Genomic DNA, 19,275 nt, shown 5'->3' with positions numbered 1-19,275 from the left:
CCGGAAATCTCAATGCAAGATTAATCCGCTTGAAAAATTCTTTACGCATATAAAAAAGCGTATGGAGGAAGAGCCGAGCATATTGATCACCACATTGTGGCAGGAGCTCTATGATACTGCCGGTTTGTTGGACAACTAAATTCAAACTTAATATATAATCTTCAATTTTTGACTGTATTTGCTAATATTTTTCTTTTTTCAAATCCCCTCCCCAAAGTGATTGAGGGTGTTTGAAAAAGAGGGAAATATTATACCTACCACCAGCTTTCCTTATTGCACCGACCAATTATGAGGCTTTCTTTGCGTAATAAACAGTGTCTGGAGTTTCATCATCAAGCGAATCGTGCCGTCTTATCGTGTTATAAAAGGTAACATAAGCGTTAACTTTCTGATAGAGATCCATCCCTGCGTTAGGAGGATTCAAATAGATTTTCTCTCTCTTTAGTGAACCCCAAAATCTTTCTATGTAAATGTTATCGATCGCACGACCTTTGCCATCCATAGATATTTGAACTTCTGCATCTTGCAGCGCACGAACAAAGATACTGGAAGTAAATTGAGAACCTTGATCTGTATTAAAAATATCTGGTTTACCGTGTTTTTCAATCGTTTCAAGCATGATATCCCTGCACCATTCTGCATTCATTGTATTGGAAACTCCCCAACCCATGATCTTTCTACTATACACATCGATGATAGCAAACATGTACATAAAACCCCGGAACATGGGGATGTAGGTTATATCAGCCTGCCACACCTGATTTATTCGTTCTATCTTGAGATTCCTCAGAAGATAGGGGAACTTATAATCAGCTTTGTTTGATCTACTCAAATTCTTCTTCGGATATATCGTCCTAAGGTTCATGAGCTTATAAAGCCTCCGAATACGTTTCTCACCTACAAAATACCCCAGGTCTTTACACAGGTGAACAGTCATACGTTTAACACCATAAAATGGACAATCTAGAAATTTGCGATCTATCGCATTCATCAGCTGTTGCTTCAGCGTAGATACTCCCTTAGATTTGAAATAGTAACTGCTATGAGGGAGTTCTATGATTTTACACTGTTTATGAATGCTCAGATGGTGGTGGGACGGGCAAATAAGCTTACGTTTATCTTCTGTGCTCATTTGCCCAAGATTTTTTTTAAGAAATCAACCTGCATCTGGAGTTCGCCGATCTTCGAATAGAGCTCTTTCTCTTTCGAATCATCATTAACCATAGGCTTATCCGTCGTAAATGCTGCTTCAGCATTATCTAGGAATTCCCGCTTCCAGGTATTGATCTGCGTAGCTTGAACTTCATATTTAGAGGCAAGCTCATGAATCGTTTGCTGTTCCTTAATAGCTTCGATAGCTACTTTAGCTTTGAAGCTTGCACTAAACTTTCTTCGTGTTTTTTCATCTATTAACTGCTAATTTAAACATTTAAACAGTTATCCAGTATTTGGGGAGTATCATAAATATAATACTATTTTAACTGATAATAGCTTGATTCATACTATTTGATTGGTCTGTTATTGTTTATTAATAACTATAGTGTTATTTTAGATAATAGTATTTTAACAATTATGAGCCACCATCCGATCAAAGAAGTCACTCCATTAAGAGAAACAGAATGCTTCACTGTGTTTCATCGCATTAAAGATAAATTTGATTTTCCATATCATTACCATGAGGAGTACGAATTAAATATGATTTTGAATGCTTCCGGTGCTCAGCGAGTTGTCGGAGACAGGATTGAAGAAATTGGAGATTATGAGCTCGTTTTGACAGGCCCTAATTTGCCACATGGCTGGTTCAATAATAATTGTAGATCAAAGAATATTGTTGAAGTGACAGTGCAATGGAATAAAGATCTATTTAGCGATCAATTTTTAAATAAAAATCAACTGAATTTTATTAAAAGAATGTTGCAAGTAAGCAGCTTTGGTATAAAATTCTCGAAAAGCACTATTAAGTCAATCGCACCCGAAATATTGAATTTGCATAAAACGGTGGGGTTTGATTCAGTGATAAAATTAATGCTAATTTTGCGGGATTTATCGGTAAGCAAAGACACTGAACTACTGGTTGAGGGAGATATGCTTTTGGACAAATCACTGAATTTTCGAAGCCGTCGTTTAGATGTAGCATTTGATTATATGAATAAAAACTTCAGCAAATTGATCTCCCTTAATGACGTCGCCGAACTGGTCAATATGTCCGAAGTTTCTTTCTCCAGGTTTATAAAGAAACGTACAGGAAAAACATTTATTGACAATCTCAATGAAATAAGACTTGGCCACGCTACCAGAATGTTAATAGAGACGAGCAATACAGTCGCTGAGATTTGTTACCTATGTGGTTTTAATAATATTTCCAACTTTAACCGGGCATTCAAACGTAAAAAAAATTGTACCCCATCTGCCTATAGACTCAACTTCAGTGGCAGCCGTGTTTTCATTTAAGAGTTAAAATAATATATATAGTATTTTGTGGTTTTGATTGTAAGATGGGGTATATTTTAATTTGAGTATAACATTTGGTTAAAATAGTATTGATCTTTAAGTGGGGTATTGGAATATATTTGTCTAATACTTGAGGCTAACCAATTAAGAAAGGGATATACAGTACGTATGCTTAATAGAAGTTACCCATAGTAAGCAATTTATAAATCTAAATGTTATATATTATGAGAAGAAGTTTATTGACGACTTATACTCTTTTTTGCAGTGCGCTATTTGCCGTTCAATTAAGTGTTGCTCAGAGTCGATTAGTTTCCGGAACCGTTCGGGACAATCAGGGTCAGCCTTTAGCTGGAGTAACAGTAAAATATGGAAATCAGGCAGTCACCACAAATGAAAAAGGGAATTATCAGATTTCTGTGCCAGGCGGAACAGGAGTTTTGACCTTCACTTCGCTCGGACTCAAGACCGAAAACGTCCAATTAAATAATCAAACAGTTGTAAATGCAGTTTTGGCAACCGCCACAGTCGATCTCGAGGATGTGGTTGTTATCGGTTACGGCGGAGTTAAAAAGAGTGATCTTACAGGCGCTGTGGCCACACTCAAAGGTGGGGACCTAAACAAGACTCCGGCTTCATCAGTGGATCAATTATTGCAAGGAAAGATCCCTGGAGTCCAAGTGGCAATTTCAAGCGGTAAGCCTGGAGCTGGCGCTACAGTACGTATCCGTGGTAATAGCTCTCTCAATGGATCCAATGCGCCACTTGTTGTTGTTGATGGATTTCCCTGGGGTGATGCAGGAGATCTAAAACAGATAAATCCTGAAGATATTGAGTCCATCGAAGTACTTAAGGACGCCTCATCAGCAGCAATATATGGTTCGCGTGGGGCCAATGGAGTTATTATGGTTACCACCAAAAAGGCAAGAGCCGGTAAACCAAGAATATCTTTAAACACTTTAAATTCTATTTCAACACTAGCTGTCAAACCTGATCTTTGGCGTGATGGCATCGAAGAAGCTGTTTATGCAAATGAGGCGGCATTAAATGGGGGGACTCCTTTAAGCCAGTTACCTTATCTAGGCGAAGTTAGGAGTGGGGTTTACTTTCCGTCTATAGCTGAATTGCGCGGGTTGGACCCCAATAAACCACAGTGGACCACCAATACCGACTGGGCAGATTTAGTCTATCGGAACCCTTTTTCTCAAAACTATACGCTTGGTGTAGATGGAGGTTCAGATAATACAAAATACTCCATGTCCGGTAATTATTATAAGGAAGAGGGACTCGCGATAAAAAATGCGTATGACAAATATACCGGCAGATTGAATTTAGACCAAAAATTAACTGAGGCTATCTCCGCTGGTACAAATGTGATATTGACACATACGAACAATCAAGGGCAAAATTTGAGTGCCGGCCGTACGCGTATATTCCCTGTTTATGACAAAAATGGAAACTATTTTCGTACATCGGCTACGGATTTTGGTAATCCGATAGCGATCGCTAATGAAGTGCTCAACAAGTCAAAGACTATAGACGTCTTGGCTACAGTATTTGCTAATATAAAATTTACTGATTGGCTTCAGTTTAGGACACAGTTAAGTACTAAGTTTGGTAATTCTGTTGGTGATATCTACGAGCCAGCCACTGTGACATTTCGAGGTTATGAAAATACAGGTTATGGCTCTATTAGCAACTATAACAATAATGAGCTAGTCAATGAAAACTATCTCACCATCAACAAGACATTTAACGATATACATCGCTTCAATATTGTAGGAGGTTTCTCTTTACAGACATCAACAACAAGAACGAGTAATTTGATAGGGATGAATTTTGTTAACGATAACCTTCAAAATGAAAATCTCAACAGTGCAAAGACAAAGACACTCAGTAATGGACTCTCTTCATCTACATTGAATTCTTGGTTTGGACGGGTAAATTATGCTTTAGCAGATAAGTATCTTTTTACCCTGACCGGTCGCGCAGATGGCTCTACTAAATTTGGGGACAATAATAAGTGGGCCTTTTTCCCGTCAGCAGCATTCGCCTGGAAATTAAGTGAAGAAGAATTCATTAAACACCTGGCCGCATTTTCCGAGCTGAAATTTAGAGCAAGTTATGGATTGACAGGTAATCAGGGGATATCTCCTTATCAGACCATGGACCGCTATGGCTCTGAGCGCTATTTTGTAGGATCACAAAATGGTTTTATGACGGGCTTTGGTCCGGGCTTGGCCGGAGCCAATAATGAGCAGGGGCTTACTGTCGTTGGTGGCTTAGGGAACAAAAGCCTAAAGTGGGAGACGACAACATCTTTCGATATTGGTTTGGATATCGGGTTTATGAACCAGCGCTTTACCCTGACGGCAGATTATTACGACAAGCAGACGAAAGATTTACTCCGTACGCGTACAATTTCACCATCCTCAGGCTTTGATCAACAATGGGTAAACGATGGTGAAATAAGTAACCGTGGTTTCGAATTGGGACTCAATGCTAAAGTAATTCAAACCGACGGTTTACAGTGGTCTGTTGGTGGCAATTTCGCTCTCAACCGTAACAAAGTGGTTAGAATGGGCGAGAGTGACCGTGTTGTCACAGGATCATTGATTGAAATGGTACGTCAGAATGTCAACCATTTTATCGTTGGCCAACCAATGTATACGTTCTATGGTTATCGTGCAAATGGAATAATTCAAACATTGGAGGAAGGGATAGGTGCCGGACTTACTGGGCGGGAGGCATTACCAGGTGAGATTAAATACGTCGATATCAGCGGCCCTAAGGGCGAGTCTGATGGGACCATAGATCCTACATATGACCGTACAGTAATTGGCGACCCTACACCTAAATTCATTTATAGCTTTAATACCAGTGCTTCGTACAAGCGTTTTGACCTAAGTGCCCAGTTTTACGGCGTATATGGGAATGATGTTTTCGATCTTCAAAAGATGACACCGAGCAGGCAAGTGCAGCGCTGGACGCCCGATAACCCAAGTCAGTTATATCCTAGAGCCAATAATACGCGAGGCTATAAAGCTTCGGATTTTTTCGTTGAAGACGGTTCCTTTCTTAGACTGCAAAATGTTACCATTGGCTATAATTTTAAGCCGGGCCTGATTGCTGGCATCAGCACATTAAGGTTGTTTGCCGCCGGCAATAACTTACTGACTTTTACCAAATTTAACAAGGGTTTTGATCCCGAGATGGGATTGGATGGAATCAACTGGGGTAATTACCCACGACCTCGAACTTATTCCCTTGGATTATCCGTTGGATTTTAAATTAAACAGCCATGAAAATCAATAAACTTTTTATACCTATTTGTCTTTTAGGACTAATCAGCAGTACTTTTATATCCTGTTCTAAACTAACAGAAGAGCCTTATGGAATAGTTAATTCAAAGTCTTTTTACAAGACGGGGCAAGATGCGCTTTCAGGCTTGATCTATGCTTACGCCATTTTGCCTGAAGTCGGATATTATTCTAGGGGTTATTACATTATTACTGAATTGCCGACTGAGAATCTGACAGCGAAAGCAGATGCAGGGCAGTCAAATTTTGAACTGGATCAATTACGGACTACCTCGACAAATTCAGATCTTGATAATCTATGGACATATCTTTATCGTGGTATTTCACGTGCTAACGCCGTAATAGCCAATGTTCCTAACGTTCCTAATATGGCGGAAGCTGACCGCAATCAAATTATCGGCGAGGCTTATTTTTTGCGTGCACTTCACAATTTTAATCTAGTGCGTCTATTCGGTGAAGTTCCGCTTCGTTTAGAACCCCTTGTTGAGGCCGAGCAGATCCCTGTAGCCAAGTCAAGTATCCAGCAGGTTTACGATGTTATCATTGCTGATCTAAAGCAAGGGGAACAATTGATGTCAATTTCTAAAAATTTTGAGGGAAGGGCAAATCGGTGTGCTGCCCAGTCATTACTCGCAAAGGTATACCTCCATATGGCGTCTTCAAAAGCTTCAACTTCGCCAGGCTACGAATTTGTAACTGATGCGACAAAGCTCTATCTTGAAGCGAATACATATGCCGCAAAAGTGATCAACGATCAGCAAATTTTTAATTTTACAAGTGTGTTACCTGATATCTGGAATACTGAAATTTATAAAAAAGCTGCCGTTTCCGAACACATATTTGACGCTGCTGTAGATCGCTCAGGTGAGCGCGAGGGGAATTATTCCAAATTACCGAACATGTTTTTGCCTGATCCCGGTTTTGCAATGCGTATTCCATACAATCCAAGCGATCCTGAGACTACAATAATCAATATTGGTAAAGGGTGGAACCATTTTCAGATGGAGGCCGCGCACTACAACAGCTACAACTCAAGTGATAAGAGGAAAACAGACCTTATTGTTTCAGAAGTTGTCAATCCCGATGGCAAAACCATTAAACTTGGTATTGCGGATTTCTCGCGACCTTTTACCCGAAAGTACATTGATCCACTTCGGGATGCAGATAAAATGAGTACCAATTCGCCGGTGATACGTTATTCGGATATTCTTCTGGTTTATGCAGAGTCTGCTGGTCCTACAGCTGAGGGATATGCTGCGGTGAATAAAATCCGTAGCCGGGCAGGCCTAGGCCCGCTTACAGCAAATCTTTCGGTCGCTGCATTTCGTGAGGCAGTAGTTGAAGAACGTGCACTAGAGCTTGCATTTGAAGGGAATAGGCTGTTTGATTTACGACGCAATCATCTGATGGAAAAAGTTTTGGTAGAAAAGTATGGTAAATCCATCACTTCAGGAGCATACTTTTTTCCAATTCCACAGCGTGAAATTGATACAAACCCATTATTGAAACCATAACTATTTTATTATGAATCTGAAAACATATAAAGCTGGTTTTGCAGCATATTTGATATTGGTTTTTACAGTCTTTGGTTGTAAAAAGGATCCCTATAAGGGAGTCGAGAGCAATGAGAAATCCATTGAAAACTTTTCCATGGGGACAGGCTTTACGCAGATAGGAGCAGCAGTTGTAGACAGGGCCGCTGGGACAGTGAAAGTAAAAGTATTGGTGGAGGACAATACTGACTTTTCCAAAGTGAAACCTGTGATCCAACAATCTTATCGCGCTACTGTTTCGCCTGCCTCTGGTTCTGAAGTCAATTTTCTTGCCGGCAACTATAAGTATAATTATACCGTGACAGCAGAGACAGGTGAATCTCGAGAATGGGAGGTCATCGTCGAGCCTTTTACCGAAACGATCCTCGGTACCTACGATATTACCGGACTTGTACTTTATGGTGGTACAGGGCCTGAATATGGTGGTGGCGCGGTTTTATCCTTAACGAGTAAACCATGGATATGGCCTGTATCTGATGGTCCTCAAGTGGAATTGGATAATAGCATAACCTTTAAACTGACAGGAGTAACACCGACAGGTAAAACTACGGGTACATTTGTAAATGATGCCGGCGCTGACGGAAAATATGCCAATTTCATTTATACACCAGACCCCAAAACAGATGTCAATAAATTTTATCGTAAAATACCGAAGGGTGAAGGGAAATGGGAGCGGGACTACACAACCGATATCTTGACGCTAATTGCCGCAGATGGAAGCAGCGTAAATTGTAGTTTTCTTGGTCCTGGTACCGAGGATCTTGGCAATAAACAGGCTAAAACAATTGTTAACAATGCTTTTGCTTTTTCATTGAACGGTAATGACGACTGGTCTGCAATCTATACAGACTATGATAAGTTTGTGAAAAAGCCCAGAAGATATTGGGTGGAAGTGAAAAAGCGTAATTGATCCAAATCATGAAGAAGTTATTTATGTATGCCGTGTCCATCTTAATAGGTGGAACGGCATGTACCAAGGCTGATCCGGCCACAGATCAAAAGCCCGGAGAAAAACCCTCACAAATCGAACTCCGATTATTTGACAAGCAGGCGACGGCAGAAACTAAAGCGCTCTACTCCCAATTATGGAAGATAAAAGACAAAGGCTTTATGTTTGGCCATCATGATGATCTGATCTACGGCAGAGAATGGAAGGAAGTTGCCGGTAGATCTGACGTTTACGAAATTGTAGGCGACTACCCCGCAGTTTTTAGTGTTGATTTTGCTGAATTGATGGATGACCGCCGTACCAGAGCGACTTTAAACGAGGCCCGTAAAAAGGCTATCCTTGAAGCGCGTTCCCGTGGTGAAGTTATTACCGCTATGTGCCACCTAAACAATCCCTTGACGGGCGGGGATTCATGGGACAATTCATCAAAAACAGTTGTTAAAGAAATTTTGACCGATGGAAGTGCAACAAATTTAAAATTTAAAAGTTGGTTGGATAATCTCGCCACGTTTGCACTTTCATTGAAGGATGGCAATGGCAAATTGATTCCTGTTATCTTTAGACCTTTTCATGAACATACCCAAAGCTGGTCCTGGTGGGGAAGTTCTTGTACGACTAGTGAAGAGTTTATAGCGCTTTGGAAGTTTACGTTATCTTATTTGACAGTAGCGAAAGGGGTACATAATTTTATTTTTGCGATATCGCCACAACGGGACAATAATGGACGGAAAGAAGATCTGCTATTCCGCTGGCCGGGGGATGAATTAGTCGATTTTATCGGTATGGACTGTTATCATGGTACAAATACCCAAGCGTTTCTTTCCAATTTAAACGCGTTGCAAGAGCTTTCTTTAGAAAAGAAAAAGCCTGCTGGTGTTACCGAAACAGGAATTGAAGGGATCAGAAATGGTAATGTACCCTATGTCAGTTATTGGACCGAGCAGATCCTCACTCCACTCGTTGGTAAAAAAATCAGTATGGTCGTTATGTGGCGAAATGAATACGATCCATTAAAGCAAGGGATACATTTCTATGGACCATGGAAAGGGCATCCCTCAGCCGATGATTTCAAAACGCTATTTAGGAGCAGTATAAGTTTATTTTCAAAGGACCTCCCCAATATGTATGTATTGGCCGATGGTGTAACCGTCAATTAATCAGGTATGCGCTTTTTAATTGGAATAATCTTTTTTTTCATATTTCCAGTAACTACATTTTCCCAGATTATTTCTGTCGATTTTAAGGAGTCAGCAGCACTTCAAGGAAGACGGATGGATTTCGTTATAAAACTTAAATCGACCTGGACAAACCCTTATTTGCAGGAAGACATTAAGCTTGACATGGAGATATATACAGCATCAGGTGAGGTACTGCTTCAGCCGTGCTTTTATGTAAAGGGGCAATCTGGGGATATTTCAGAATGGAATGCCCGGTTCTCACCCAGACAGCATGGCGATTATCATTTTAAGTTCGTATTGAGCAAAAATGGAAAAATAGTCGCCACATCTAGGAAATTCGATGCGCGGGTGCGGGAAACGGCAGAAAAAGGATTTCTAAGTGTTAAAAATAACTGGTCCTTACAATTTGATAACGGTACATCCTTTCGTGGGATAGCCGAAAACATCTGTTGGGAATCAAGGCGTAAAGACGATTCAAAATATTATGCAGCACTGCACCAAAATGCTTCCGTTTATAATTATGACCGTATGCTTGCCGAATTTGCTGAAAATGGCGGCAATTTCTTTAGGACCTGGATCTGTCCCTGGAATTTGCCCATAGATTTTCAGGACGGATTCAACAATGATCGCTACCAGTCAGATCCAGCTCATTTTAACCCCAGCGCAGTACGCCGGCTCGATCATCTCGTCGATCTTGCCGATTCACTCGATTTATATGTTATGCTTACTTTGGGAATGGGTAATTTCAGATCCGATAATATCGGAGGGGTAAAGACGACGGACGAGTTTTTTGCAGCCGAAGAGGCTAAAACGCTTTATAAAAATCGTTTGCGCTACATTGTGTCACGCTGGGGGTATTCACCGCATATTGCTATGTGGGAGTTTCTGAATGAAGTAGATAATATACAGTTTAATGGTCGGGAAAAGCCGATTTCTTCTAAAGCTATTGTAGAATGGCATACTGAAATGGCTACCTATTTAAAAAAGATAGATCCATATAAACACATTGTTACTACCAGCATATCCCATAGAGATATCCCGGGGCTCAATGATATCGAGGCAATAGATATCAATCAAAAACACATTTACAAACATACTGATCTGATACCCTCAGAAATCAATGCATACTCCACAAAACATAAAAAGCCTTATGTCATCGGCGAGTTTGGCTATGAATGGGATTGGCAGCAAAATTTTGATGATTTTGCATATGAGATGGAATTAGATTTCAAACGGGGTCTCTGGTATGGGCTTTTCTCATCAACACCGATCCTACCGATGAGCTGGTGGTGGGAATACTTTCAGAATAGGGATATGCTACCTTATTATCGTGGGGTACGGCAATTGAGCGACCGTATGTTGCTGAATGGAAAAGGAGAATTCAAGCCATTGGCATTAAAAGCCGGTAGGCTTGAAGCCTATGGCGTAAAATGTGGCGAGGAACTCTATATCTATCTTTACAATCCCACGAATGAGGTTTTTAGTAGTAGCGTAGAGATTTTGGACATCATCGGAAACAAAAAGGAGATCCAATCATTTGACCCGCTTACATTAAAATATCAGGCAGAAGAGCTGAAAGATTATCAGGACGGAAAAATAGTATTGAAAGATCTTTTTGTGGGATCTAAAAAAGAGAAGCTTTATATCATTAAGTAATGACAGTAACAAATCACCTATTATGGAAAAAAATATATTCAAGTCACTAGCGCTACTATGTAGTTCATTAATCGTGATCACCGGGATCGGCTGTAAAACATTGACTAGCCAATCGCTGGCGGCAAATACGCAGGTCAATGATTCTGTTTCGTGGTCGGCTAAAAAAGAAAAGCAAAAGATAATGGATTACCTATCCCGGATTAAGGGAAAGCGTGTTATTGGTGGTATACACAATCGCGAACCCAATAGTGAGCCTGCCCGCTGGACCAATGCCATAAACAAACTAGTAGGTAGATATCCGAAGCTGTGGAGCGGTGATTTTTTATTTCAGCAGGAAAATATTGATCACAGGAGCACTATGATTGATGAGGCTATCAGCCAATTCCATCAGGGTGCAATTGTTAATATCATGTGGCACGCCTGCAACCCTGTCAATGGACAACCTTGTAGCTGGGATGACGGACGTGGCGTTTTAAGTCATTTGACAGACAGCCAGTGGGAAAACCTTTTTATAGAAGGGACCTTAGAGCATGGTAAATTAGTCTCGATGATGGAAGAAATTGCAGTTTATCTAAAGCGATTGAAAGACAACAAGGTCATCGCTCTGTTCAGGCCCTTTCATGAGATGAATCAGGGGAAATTTTGGTGGGGGGGACGCCCGGGAGAAAAAGGCACCGCTAGACTCTACCGGTATGTACATGACTTTATGGTTGAGAAAAAAGAGCTCGATAATCTAATTTGGGTTTGGAATGTTCAAGATTTTCAAAGCCTGGATACTGACGTTGAGCTGTATAATCCCGGAAGATCCTATTGGGATATTGTTTCGCTTGATGTGTACGATGATCACACGGGGTTTAGTAATGAAAAGTATGATGCGATCGTTCGTGTAGCAGCAGGAAGGCCAATGGCGATCGGAGAGTGCCAGGTATTACCGTCACTTGAGGTGCTTAAAGACCAGCCCAATTGGGTGTTTTTTATGGGCTGGTCAGAATTGGTCTTTGAAAAGAACAATGAGGCTGATATCAAAGCATTATACGGTTCCGATCAGGTAATTATGCTGGGTGAGTAAAATAATTACACTCTTGTACAACTATTTGTTAATAAAGTATTAGCCAGCGATATCGTTAGCTCACTATCTTAGAATAACCAAAATAAACAATTATGAGATCTTTATGTAAATTATGGTGTATCTGCTTGATCATATTGTCATACAGCTGCCAAAAAAAAGCTTTTGATCAGGCTGCAGAATCTCTGCCCAAGCAGAAAAAGATGGCTTTGAACAATGGTGTTGCTCCGGCTTCAATCACTGATGCCGTGACTATTTCGGGCAATAAATTTTATGTTGCCTCAAAGCAGATTTTTTTCAATGGTATCAACACAGCCTGGCAAAAGCAAAGCGATTATACTTTAGATTTTTTAGGTAGAAATTTTGATTACATCTGGTGGAGCAATGAGTTTCAGCGTTACAAGGATAATAAAATTAACCTTGCTAGAATCTGGGTGCATGGGTCGGGGAGCCATAGTCCGTCTTTAAACGGTGACGGTCTTGTCACAGGTGCCAGTAGTCAGTTCTGGACAGATATGGACCAACTCGTTCAGATCGCTAAATCAAAGGGAGTGTATCTGCTGGTGACATTTTGGTCATTTGATATGGTAAAGAATACCAGCAGCAAGTACAATCAATTTAGGCAGATCATCAATGACGTCAACAAAACCCAGTGGTATACCGAATATTTTCTTGTCCCCTTTCTGCAGCGTTATGAAAATGAACCCACCATTATGGGATATGATATCTGCAATGAACCAGAGCATATGTGGCGTGATGCAAACTGTGGCAATTTAAATAAGAACAATGTCGTGCGTTTCATTGCATGGTGTGCGGCCAAGACAAACCAATTTTCTACCAAGCCGGTGACGGTAGGTTCAATGTGGATTATTTTTAACAGCGATAGGTACACATCATGGGATACCTATGGGGGCAATAATTATAGCAATGCAAAATTGCAGGCGCAGTACAACAATTCCAACGCCTATTTAGATTTTTATTCACCCCATTGGTACCAGTGGCAATCCTCCGGGGCGCCATTTACCACGACCATCGGCTATTGGTTAGATAATGGTGATAAACCTGTCTTGATCGGAGAAACACCGGGGTATAATGTCAACAGCTCATCCTATAATAATACCGGTAATTGGAATATTACTCTAGCCAATTATTACAAACAAAGCTATTGGAACGGGTACGCAGGTGTATGTGCATGGAAAAATCCATGGGAAAATGATAACTACGGTAATTTTAATGCCATTAAGGTGGCTACAAATGATTTTTATGTCAATTATCCGAATCTAGTTTATCCCTAACAGTACTGTATTCTAGTGATTGGTAATTGGTGTTAGAGGAGCAGTTTACTGCTCCTTTTTTACAAGTTGGCCAATTTGGAGATAAAATAGTATATGCCGTGAGTGATGTTTAAGTGTTATTTTGATGATTTATAGTTCGAATTGAATTACCTACTGCTAAAATAGTATTAGTCGAGGTAAGCTTTACCAAGTAAATTTGCTGTAGAGATGTTAAAAGATAACCAATTGTAATATTCAGACTAGGCTCACAAATTATGATTATTCGACGACCAAATCCAAAATTATTATACGCCTTATTATTTGCGATCCTATCTGTTTTTCAATTGAAGGCGCAAGAACACAAATTAAACCAGTGGGTGACCCAAGATCAGCCTCTTTCGCAGCTTTCCGCAGGGCCGCCGGCAGTATTCGAGCCGACATCACGGGGGCGTCAACTACCTATCGTTATTGACGAAAGACAGGCATTCCAGACTATTGATGGATTTGGGTTTGCGCTGACGGGAGGTAGTGCCCAACTGATACATCAGATGGTACCGGATAAAAGGTCTAAGCTTCTACACGAACTTTTCAGTGCCGGAGATGGAATCGCCATTAGTGCTATCCGTTTAAGTATTGGTGCATCCGATCTAAATAGCTTTGTTTATACCTATAATGATCTCAGTGGTGGCCAAGCAGATCCGGATCTTTTGAATTTCAGCCTGGGGCATGATTACAAACATGTCATTCCTGTACTCAAAGAAATTTTGGCCATCAACCCCAAAATTCAGATTATGGCTTCACCCTGGACTGCTCCTGTGTGGATGAAAGTGGGACAGCAGTTTCAAGGCGGTTCATTAAGGACGGACTGTTATCCTGTATATGCCCGTTATCTTTTACGTTATGTACAGGAAATGGAAAAAAATGGGATCCCTATTCATATGATCACCGTGCAAAATGAACCACTCAATTCGAGGAATACTCCCAGTATGCCATTTTCTGTATCGCAGATGCGCAATTTTCTAAGAGACCACTTACTGCCTGTCTTTAACAAATTGAAGCCGGATACAAAAATTATTCTTTTTGATCATAATTGTGATCGGCCAGATTATCCATTGACCCTGTTGAATGACCCTGCTATTGGTCCATATGTAGATGGATCCGGTTTCCACCACTATGGAGGTGACATTGGTACGATGTCATTGGTGCATCAAGCCAGACCTGACAAAAATATCTATTTTACAGAACAGATGGTCATTCAATCTAGCCAGAGTAAAATCAGCAACCTTGCCTACCAGACCGAACGCCTTGTTATCGGAACCATGCGCAATTGGAGCCGGAATATGATATTGTGGAATTTGGCCGCAGATCCCAATAATGATCCCCATACAGATAATGGTGGATGTGCCATATGTCAGGGCGCACTTACCATTGATGGAGATCAGGTATCAAGAAATGTGGCCTATTACGTTGTTGCACATATTTCAAAATTCGTTCCGCCGGGATCGGTACGTGTTTCCTCCAATGCTCCTTATGATCAAGGTATTGACATTACCACGGACGAGGAAAACGCGGATATCAAACGCGTTACTACAGTACAGAATAGTGGAGTATTGCCCAATGTTGCGTTTCTTACTCCCAAAAAAGAGATTGTCCTGATTGTTGCAAACAGTTCATTCTATGATCGGGAGGTAAAAGTTCAGTATAAGGGTAAATTCAGCATGATCAAGTTAGCTGCTGGAGCAGTAGGCACCTATTGCTGGAAATCAGAATAAAAAATTATGAAACCACCATGAATATTCAAACCACACAGTGGGAAGAATAAATCTGGCGGCCTCATTACCATTGAAAACAAATGATATACAGATGAAAAAACTAATTTTATTGGGCACAGCGTTGTTAGGTCTCTATTTGCCTGTTAAAGCACAGCAGGACGGATCCTCATTTAGCACAGCCGGATGGTGGCAGGCATCGACAGGCAAATTTTCACCTGCGATTGATTCCAGTGGACGGGTTACCTTCCGTGTGAAGGCTCCCCAAGCCAGCAAAGTGCAGGTCGAGATTGGCGACTGGGACATTATGAGATTGGCGATGGAACAGGATAAAAGCGGTGTTTGGACGGCATCTACGAGCTCCCTATTGCCAGGTATTTATCAGTATGTATTTGTGGTAGATGGAAAACGTTCTATAGATTTAGCCAATCCTAAAGTCAAATACGGCACAGAAGTGTATGGCAGTGTATTGGAAATTATAGCACGTCAGCCTGCCGTTGATCAGTTAAGAGCCGTCAACCACGGAGAACTCCGCATCTTAACCTATACCGCTAGCAAATTAAACAAGCAGCGCAACCTTTATGTCTATGTGCCACCCCAAGCTGTCCAGTCAACTAAACCGCTGCCAGTTTTATATCTCAGGCACGGTGGGGGAGATGATGAGGGGAGTTGGTTTCGTGATGGGCGTGTTGCGTATATCATGGATAATTTGATTGCCGAAAAAAAAATAAAACCCATGTTGGTGGTTATGACCAATGGTCTAACGGATGGATCATGGGCCGGGGGTAGTTCAGTTGAAGGGATGGATCTTCTTGAAGATGAGTTGCTAAACGACGTGAAGCCGCTTGTCGAGCAACGATTTAATGTGGGTAAGGATAAGTCATCTCGGGCCATAGCTGGTTTATCTATGGGAGGAGGGCAGGCTTTCGTGATCGGTATGCGAAATAAAGATACTTTCCAATATATAGGTCAATTTAGCTCGGGACTTTTGAGTGATCCAGCATTTGATTTTGATCGCTATATCCCCAATATGTCAGCTTTAAAATCTTCTTCCAATAGTCAAGCTGTCTATATCTGGTCCAGCTGTGGTACCAAAGATCCTCGGTACAACGGACATTTAGCTTTTCTCCAGAAGTTGAAAAGCTATGGGGTTGATTATGTCTATGACCAGGCAGATGCTGGCCATGAATGGTCATTCTGGAGGGGACAATTGGAAAAATTTGTCCAACAGATCTTTAAAGAGCACAAGAAATAGAAAATATACAAGAGAAACAAAACTATACTTATAGAAGATGAATTTAATATTTGAAAATCGTAGACAAGCTATCGAACAAGCACATCAGGAACTAATTTCTCGAAAAAATACGCCATTATTGCCAGGAAATGGGATATACGAGCGGTATACCTATCCAGTTCTGACTGCTGATCATACACCACTTCATTGGCGTTATGATTTTGATGAGGAGAGAAATCCCTTTCTGATGGAGCGTTTCGGCATCAATGGGACATTCAATGCTGGGGCAATCAAGTGGCAGGACAAATATATTATGGTTGTGCGCGTAGAGGGTAATGATCGCAAGTCATTTTTTGCTATTGCCGAAAGTGAAAATGGCATAGATGGTTTCCATTTTTGGGATTATCCGATAGATATTCCCGAGACCGAAATTCCAGATACCAATATCTATGATATGCGTCTCACGCTACACGCGGACGGATGGATCTATGGTATTTTCTGTACCGAACGCAAAGATCCCGCAGCTCCTGCTGGTGATCTATCTTCGGCAGTTGCAGCTGCCGGCATTGTACGTACCCGCGACTTGGTCACATGGGAACGCTTGCCAGATTTACAATCCAGCAGTCAGCAGCGCAATGTGGTCCTCCACCCCGAGTTTGTCGATGGTAAGTATGCACTTTACACACGTCCACAGGATAGTTTTATTGATGCAGGCAAAGGTGGTGGAATAGGTTGGGGGCTGGTAGACAGTATGGAAAATGCGGTTGTTTCCGAAGAGAAAATTATAAATCACCGGCACTATCATACCATTAAAGAGCTTAAGAATGGGCAAGGGCCAGCGCCCATTAAAACCGAGCGTGGCTGGCTACACCTGGCACATGGCGTACGGATGTGTGCTGCAGGCCTTAGGTATGTACTCTATCTTTTTGTAACAGATCTGGCACATCCCGACCAAATAATTGCTGAACCCGCGGGACATTTTATGGCACCCAAGGGTATAGAAAGAGTAGGAGATGTCTCCAACGTACTCTTTTCAAATGGCTGGATCGAAGACCCCGATGGTACCGTTTATATCTATTATGCTTCGAGCGATACACGGATGCATGTCGCCTTATCATCGATAGACAGATTGCTTGATTATTGTTTTAATACAGCCCAGGATGGATTTCGGTCAGCAGCATCAGTCAAGGTCGTACATACGATCGCTTCAAAAAATCTGAATAGTTAGATTTGTATCCAGAATACCTACTTATGAGAATTGAAAATGAAAAAATCTCGTTGAGAGAGAAAATCGGATATGGTCTGGGAGATGCAGCGTCGTCCATGTTCTGGAAGCTGTTTGGTATGTACCTGATGTTTTTTTATACCGATATTTTTGGTATGGAGGCGAAAGCTGTTGGTACCATGTTTTTGATCACCAGAGTTTGGGACTCGTTGTTCGATCCCATTATAGGTGCACTTGCAGACCGTACACGGAGCCGTTGGGGCAAGTTCAGACCATTCATCCTTTATGTTGCCATACCCTTTGGTTTGATCGGTGCAGCAACATTTTATACGCCTGATTTTTCGCATACCGGAAAAATTATCTATGCCTACCTGACTTATTCCTTGATGATGATGGTGTATTCGGCGATCAACGTACCATATGCATCATTATTGGGTGTAATGAGTCCCTTTCCCAAAGTGCGTAATGTACTGGCTACCTTTCGGATGACATTCGCCTATATCGGGAGTTTTGTTACCCTGCTTTTATTCAACCCATTAATAGATTTTTTCAGTAAGGCGGGAGCAGATCTTACGTCACTTCAGCATGGTTGGTTTATGGCTGCACTAGTTATTGCTGCATTTTCAACGATACTTTTTTTGCTATGTTTTTATTGGACAAAGGAAAGGGTTGTAGAGGTGACGGCGCATCACTCGACATTAAAGCAAGATATCGGGGACTTGCTAAAAAATGGTCCTTGGTGGATACTGCTGGGAGCCGGGGTGGCGGCGCTTGTTTTTAATTCCATTCGGGATGGAGCAACGCTATACTACTTCAAGTATTATGTTGAGGAGCATCAAATCGACCGAATCATGATTTTTGAGGTACCATTTGTATTAAGTGGACTTTATTTGGCCCTTGGGCAAGCTGCTAATATATTAGGTGTTGTATTAGCAGCTCCTGTCAGTAATCGTATCGGAAAAAAAAGCACCTATATGATTGCCATGCTTATTGCTACGGTGGGAAGTATTGCCTTTTACTGGTTGGGCAAAGAAGAACTAATTCTTATATTTTCTCTTCAGGTACTCATCAGTATTTGCGCTGGGAGCGTATTTCCCTTGCTTTGGTCGATGTATGCCGACTGTGCAGATTATTCCGAACTACGCACAGGCAATAGGGCAACAGGTTTGATCTTTAGTTCTTCATCGATGAGTCAGAAGCTCGGCTGGGCATTTGGGACGGCTCTGACAGGTTGGCTATTGGCCTATTATGGTTTTCAGGCCAATCAGCAGCAGAGTGACGAAGCACTTCATGGTATTCGGATGTTCTTGAGTTTTTTCCCTGCAATCGGTACTGTATTATCCGTGTTGTTCATAAGTTTTTACCCTTTGAGCGAAAAACGGATGGATCTGATCCTTAATGATCTAAAGAATAAAAGAGAGGCTGATCTTGAAAAAAAATAGATGAATCAATACATTTAGCTTGAATTAAATGAATCGTTTTAGAGAAATACTTGAAAACAACATACTTCCATTTTGGAGTGAAAAAATGGTCGATCTGGAATTTGGCGGTTTTTACGGAAAGATGGATGGGCATAATCATTTGGTGCCCTATGCTAGCAAAG

The 19,275-nt window shown here is 41.2% G+C and carries 13 protein-coding genes and 1 pseudogene; 12 read left to right on the top strand and 2 right to left on the bottom strand.

The genetic code is table 11. The annotated features are described in order from the left end of the window. Positions 1 to 286 precede the first annotated feature (286 nt). Together B2X72_RS17260 and B2X72_RS26670 are read right to left on the bottom strand one after the other, a co-directional pair. A pseudogene (locus B2X72_RS17260) lies at positions 287 to 1,141 on the bottom strand (IS3 family transposase); the annotation flags it as partial. Continuing rightward, a complete protein-coding gene (locus tag B2X72_RS26670) occupies positions 1,129 to 1,410 on the bottom strand; it encodes a transposase (protein WP_070566746.1) in 282 nt (93 codons plus the stop codon). The pseudogene B2X72_RS17260 and the gene B2X72_RS26670, both read right to left, overlap by 13 nt. A gap of 162 nt (positions 1,411 to 1,572) precedes the next feature. Between B2X72_RS26670 and B2X72_RS17255 the strand changes: the two genes are divergently transcribed. From B2X72_RS17255 to B2X72_RS17200, 12 genes are all read left to right on the top strand, one after another. Beyond that, complete coding sequence (locus tag B2X72_RS17255; RefSeq protein ID WP_070566744.1) at positions 1,573 to 2,451, top strand: AraC family transcriptional regulator; 879 nt, start codon at positions 1,573 to 1,575, stop codon at positions 2,449 to 2,451. Between the two features lie 224 nt (positions 2,452 to 2,675). After that, positions 2,676 to 5,738 carry a SusC/RagA family TonB-linked outer membrane protein gene (locus B2X72_RS17250; RefSeq protein ID WP_286850858.1) on the top strand — a complete coding sequence of 1,021 codons (3,063 nt, stop codon included), beginning with the start codon at positions 2,676 to 2,678 and terminating at the stop codon, positions 5,736 to 5,738. A gap of 11 nt (positions 5,739 to 5,749) precedes the next feature. Continuing rightward, positions 5,750 to 7,282: a RagB/SusD family nutrient uptake outer membrane protein gene (locus B2X72_RS17245; RefSeq protein ID WP_070566742.1), complete on the top strand. Its 1,533-nt coding sequence runs from the start codon at positions 5,750 to 5,752 to the stop codon at positions 7,280 to 7,282. Positions 7,283 to 7,292: 10 nt separating this feature from the next. Beyond that, on the top strand, positions 7,293 to 8,231 hold the full coding sequence (locus tag B2X72_RS17240) for a hypothetical protein (RefSeq protein WP_201303565.1): 939 nt from the start codon (positions 7,293 to 7,295) through the stop codon (positions 8,229 to 8,231). A gap of 8 nt (positions 8,232 to 8,239) precedes the next feature. Next, complete coding sequence (locus B2X72_RS17235; protein ID WP_088162439.1) at positions 8,240 to 9,427, top strand: glycoside hydrolase family 26 protein; 1,188 nt, start codon at positions 8,240 to 8,242, stop codon at positions 9,425 to 9,427. A gap of 6 nt (positions 9,428 to 9,433) precedes the next feature. Beyond that, the gene (locus B2X72_RS17230; RefSeq protein ID WP_286850856.1) at positions 9,434 to 11,104 is read left to right on the top strand and encodes a cellulase family glycosylhydrolase; all 1,671 of its coding nucleotides are present in this window, start codon (positions 9,434 to 9,436) and stop codon (positions 11,102 to 11,104) included. A 22-nt stretch (positions 11,105 to 11,126) separates the two neighbouring features. Then, the gene (locus B2X72_RS17225) at positions 11,127 to 12,173 is read left to right on the top strand and encodes a glycosyl hydrolase (protein WP_286850855.1); all 1,047 of its coding nucleotides are present in this window, start codon (positions 11,127 to 11,129) and stop codon (positions 12,171 to 12,173) included. Positions 12,174 to 12,373: 200 nt separating this feature from the next. Beyond that, the gene (locus B2X72_RS17220) at positions 12,374 to 13,465 is read left to right on the top strand and encodes a hypothetical protein (protein WP_286850853.1); all 1,092 of its coding nucleotides are present in this window, start codon (positions 12,374 to 12,376) and stop codon (positions 13,463 to 13,465) included. Between the two features lie 254 nt (positions 13,466 to 13,719). Continuing rightward, complete coding sequence (locus tag B2X72_RS17215; RefSeq protein ID WP_286850852.1) at positions 13,720 to 15,216, top strand: glycoside hydrolase family 30 protein; 1,497 nt, start codon at positions 13,720 to 13,722, stop codon at positions 15,214 to 15,216. Between the two features lie 91 nt (positions 15,217 to 15,307). Beyond that, positions 15,308 to 16,468, top strand: coding sequence for an alpha/beta hydrolase (locus tag B2X72_RS17210; protein ID WP_286850851.1), 1,161 nt, complete (start codon positions 15,308 to 15,310; stop codon positions 16,466 to 16,468). A gap of 37 nt (positions 16,469 to 16,505) precedes the next feature. Next, positions 16,506 to 17,675 carry a glycosidase gene (locus B2X72_RS17205; RefSeq protein WP_286850850.1) on the top strand — a complete coding sequence of 390 codons (1,170 nt, stop codon included), beginning with the start codon at positions 16,506 to 16,508 and terminating at the stop codon, positions 17,673 to 17,675. A gap of 23 nt (positions 17,676 to 17,698) precedes the next feature. Continuing rightward, on the top strand, positions 17,699 to 19,114 hold the full coding sequence (locus B2X72_RS17200) for an MFS transporter (RefSeq protein WP_286850849.1): 1,416 nt from the start codon (positions 17,699 to 17,701) through the stop codon (positions 19,112 to 19,114). Positions 19,115 to 19,275: the final 161 nt, after the last annotated feature.

The organism is Sphingobacterium sp. UBA7253 (genome assembly GCF_002472745.1).
Classification (GTDB): domain Bacteria; phylum Bacteroidota; class Bacteroidia; order Sphingobacteriales; family Sphingobacteriaceae; genus Sphingobacterium; species Sphingobacterium siyangense.
This window is presented reverse-complemented; position numbering and strand designations above follow the sequence as displayed.

Coding starts and splice junctions, on each gene's coding strand:
- B2X72_RS17255 (WP_070566744.1), top strand. CDS start 1,573: ATGAGCCACCATCCGATCAAAGAAGTCACTCCATTAAGAGAAACAGAA.
- B2X72_RS17250 (WP_286850858.1), top strand. CDS start 2,676: ATGAGAAGAAGTTTATTGACGACTTATACTCTTTTTTGCAGTGCGCTA.
- B2X72_RS17245 (WP_070566742.1), top strand. CDS start 5,750: ATGAAAATCAATAAACTTTTTATACCTATTTGTCTTTTAGGACTAATC.
- B2X72_RS17240 (WP_201303565.1), top strand. CDS start 7,293: ATGAATCTGAAAACATATAAAGCTGGTTTTGCAGCATATTTGATATTG.
- B2X72_RS17235 (WP_088162439.1), top strand. CDS start 8,240: ATGAAGAAGTTATTTATGTATGCCGTGTCCATCTTAATAGGTGGAACG.
- B2X72_RS17230 (WP_286850856.1), top strand. CDS start 9,434: ATGCGCTTTTTAATTGGAATAATCTTTTTTTTCATATTTCCAGTAACT.
- B2X72_RS17225 (WP_286850855.1), top strand. CDS start 11,127: ATGGAAAAAAATATATTCAAGTCACTAGCGCTACTATGTAGTTCATTA.
- B2X72_RS17220 (WP_286850853.1), top strand. CDS start 12,374: ATGGCTTTGAACAATGGTGTTGCTCCGGCTTCAATCACTGATGCCGTG.
- B2X72_RS17215 (WP_286850852.1), top strand. CDS start 13,720: ATGATTATTCGACGACCAAATCCAAAATTATTATACGCCTTATTATTT.
- B2X72_RS17210 (WP_286850851.1), top strand. CDS start 15,308: ATGAAAAAACTAATTTTATTGGGCACAGCGTTGTTAGGTCTCTATTTG.
- B2X72_RS17205 (WP_286850850.1), top strand. CDS start 16,506: ATGAATTTAATATTTGAAAATCGTAGACAAGCTATCGAACAAGCACAT.
- B2X72_RS17200 (WP_286850849.1), top strand. CDS start 17,699: ATGAGAATTGAAAATGAAAAAATCTCGTTGAGAGAGAAAATCGGATAT.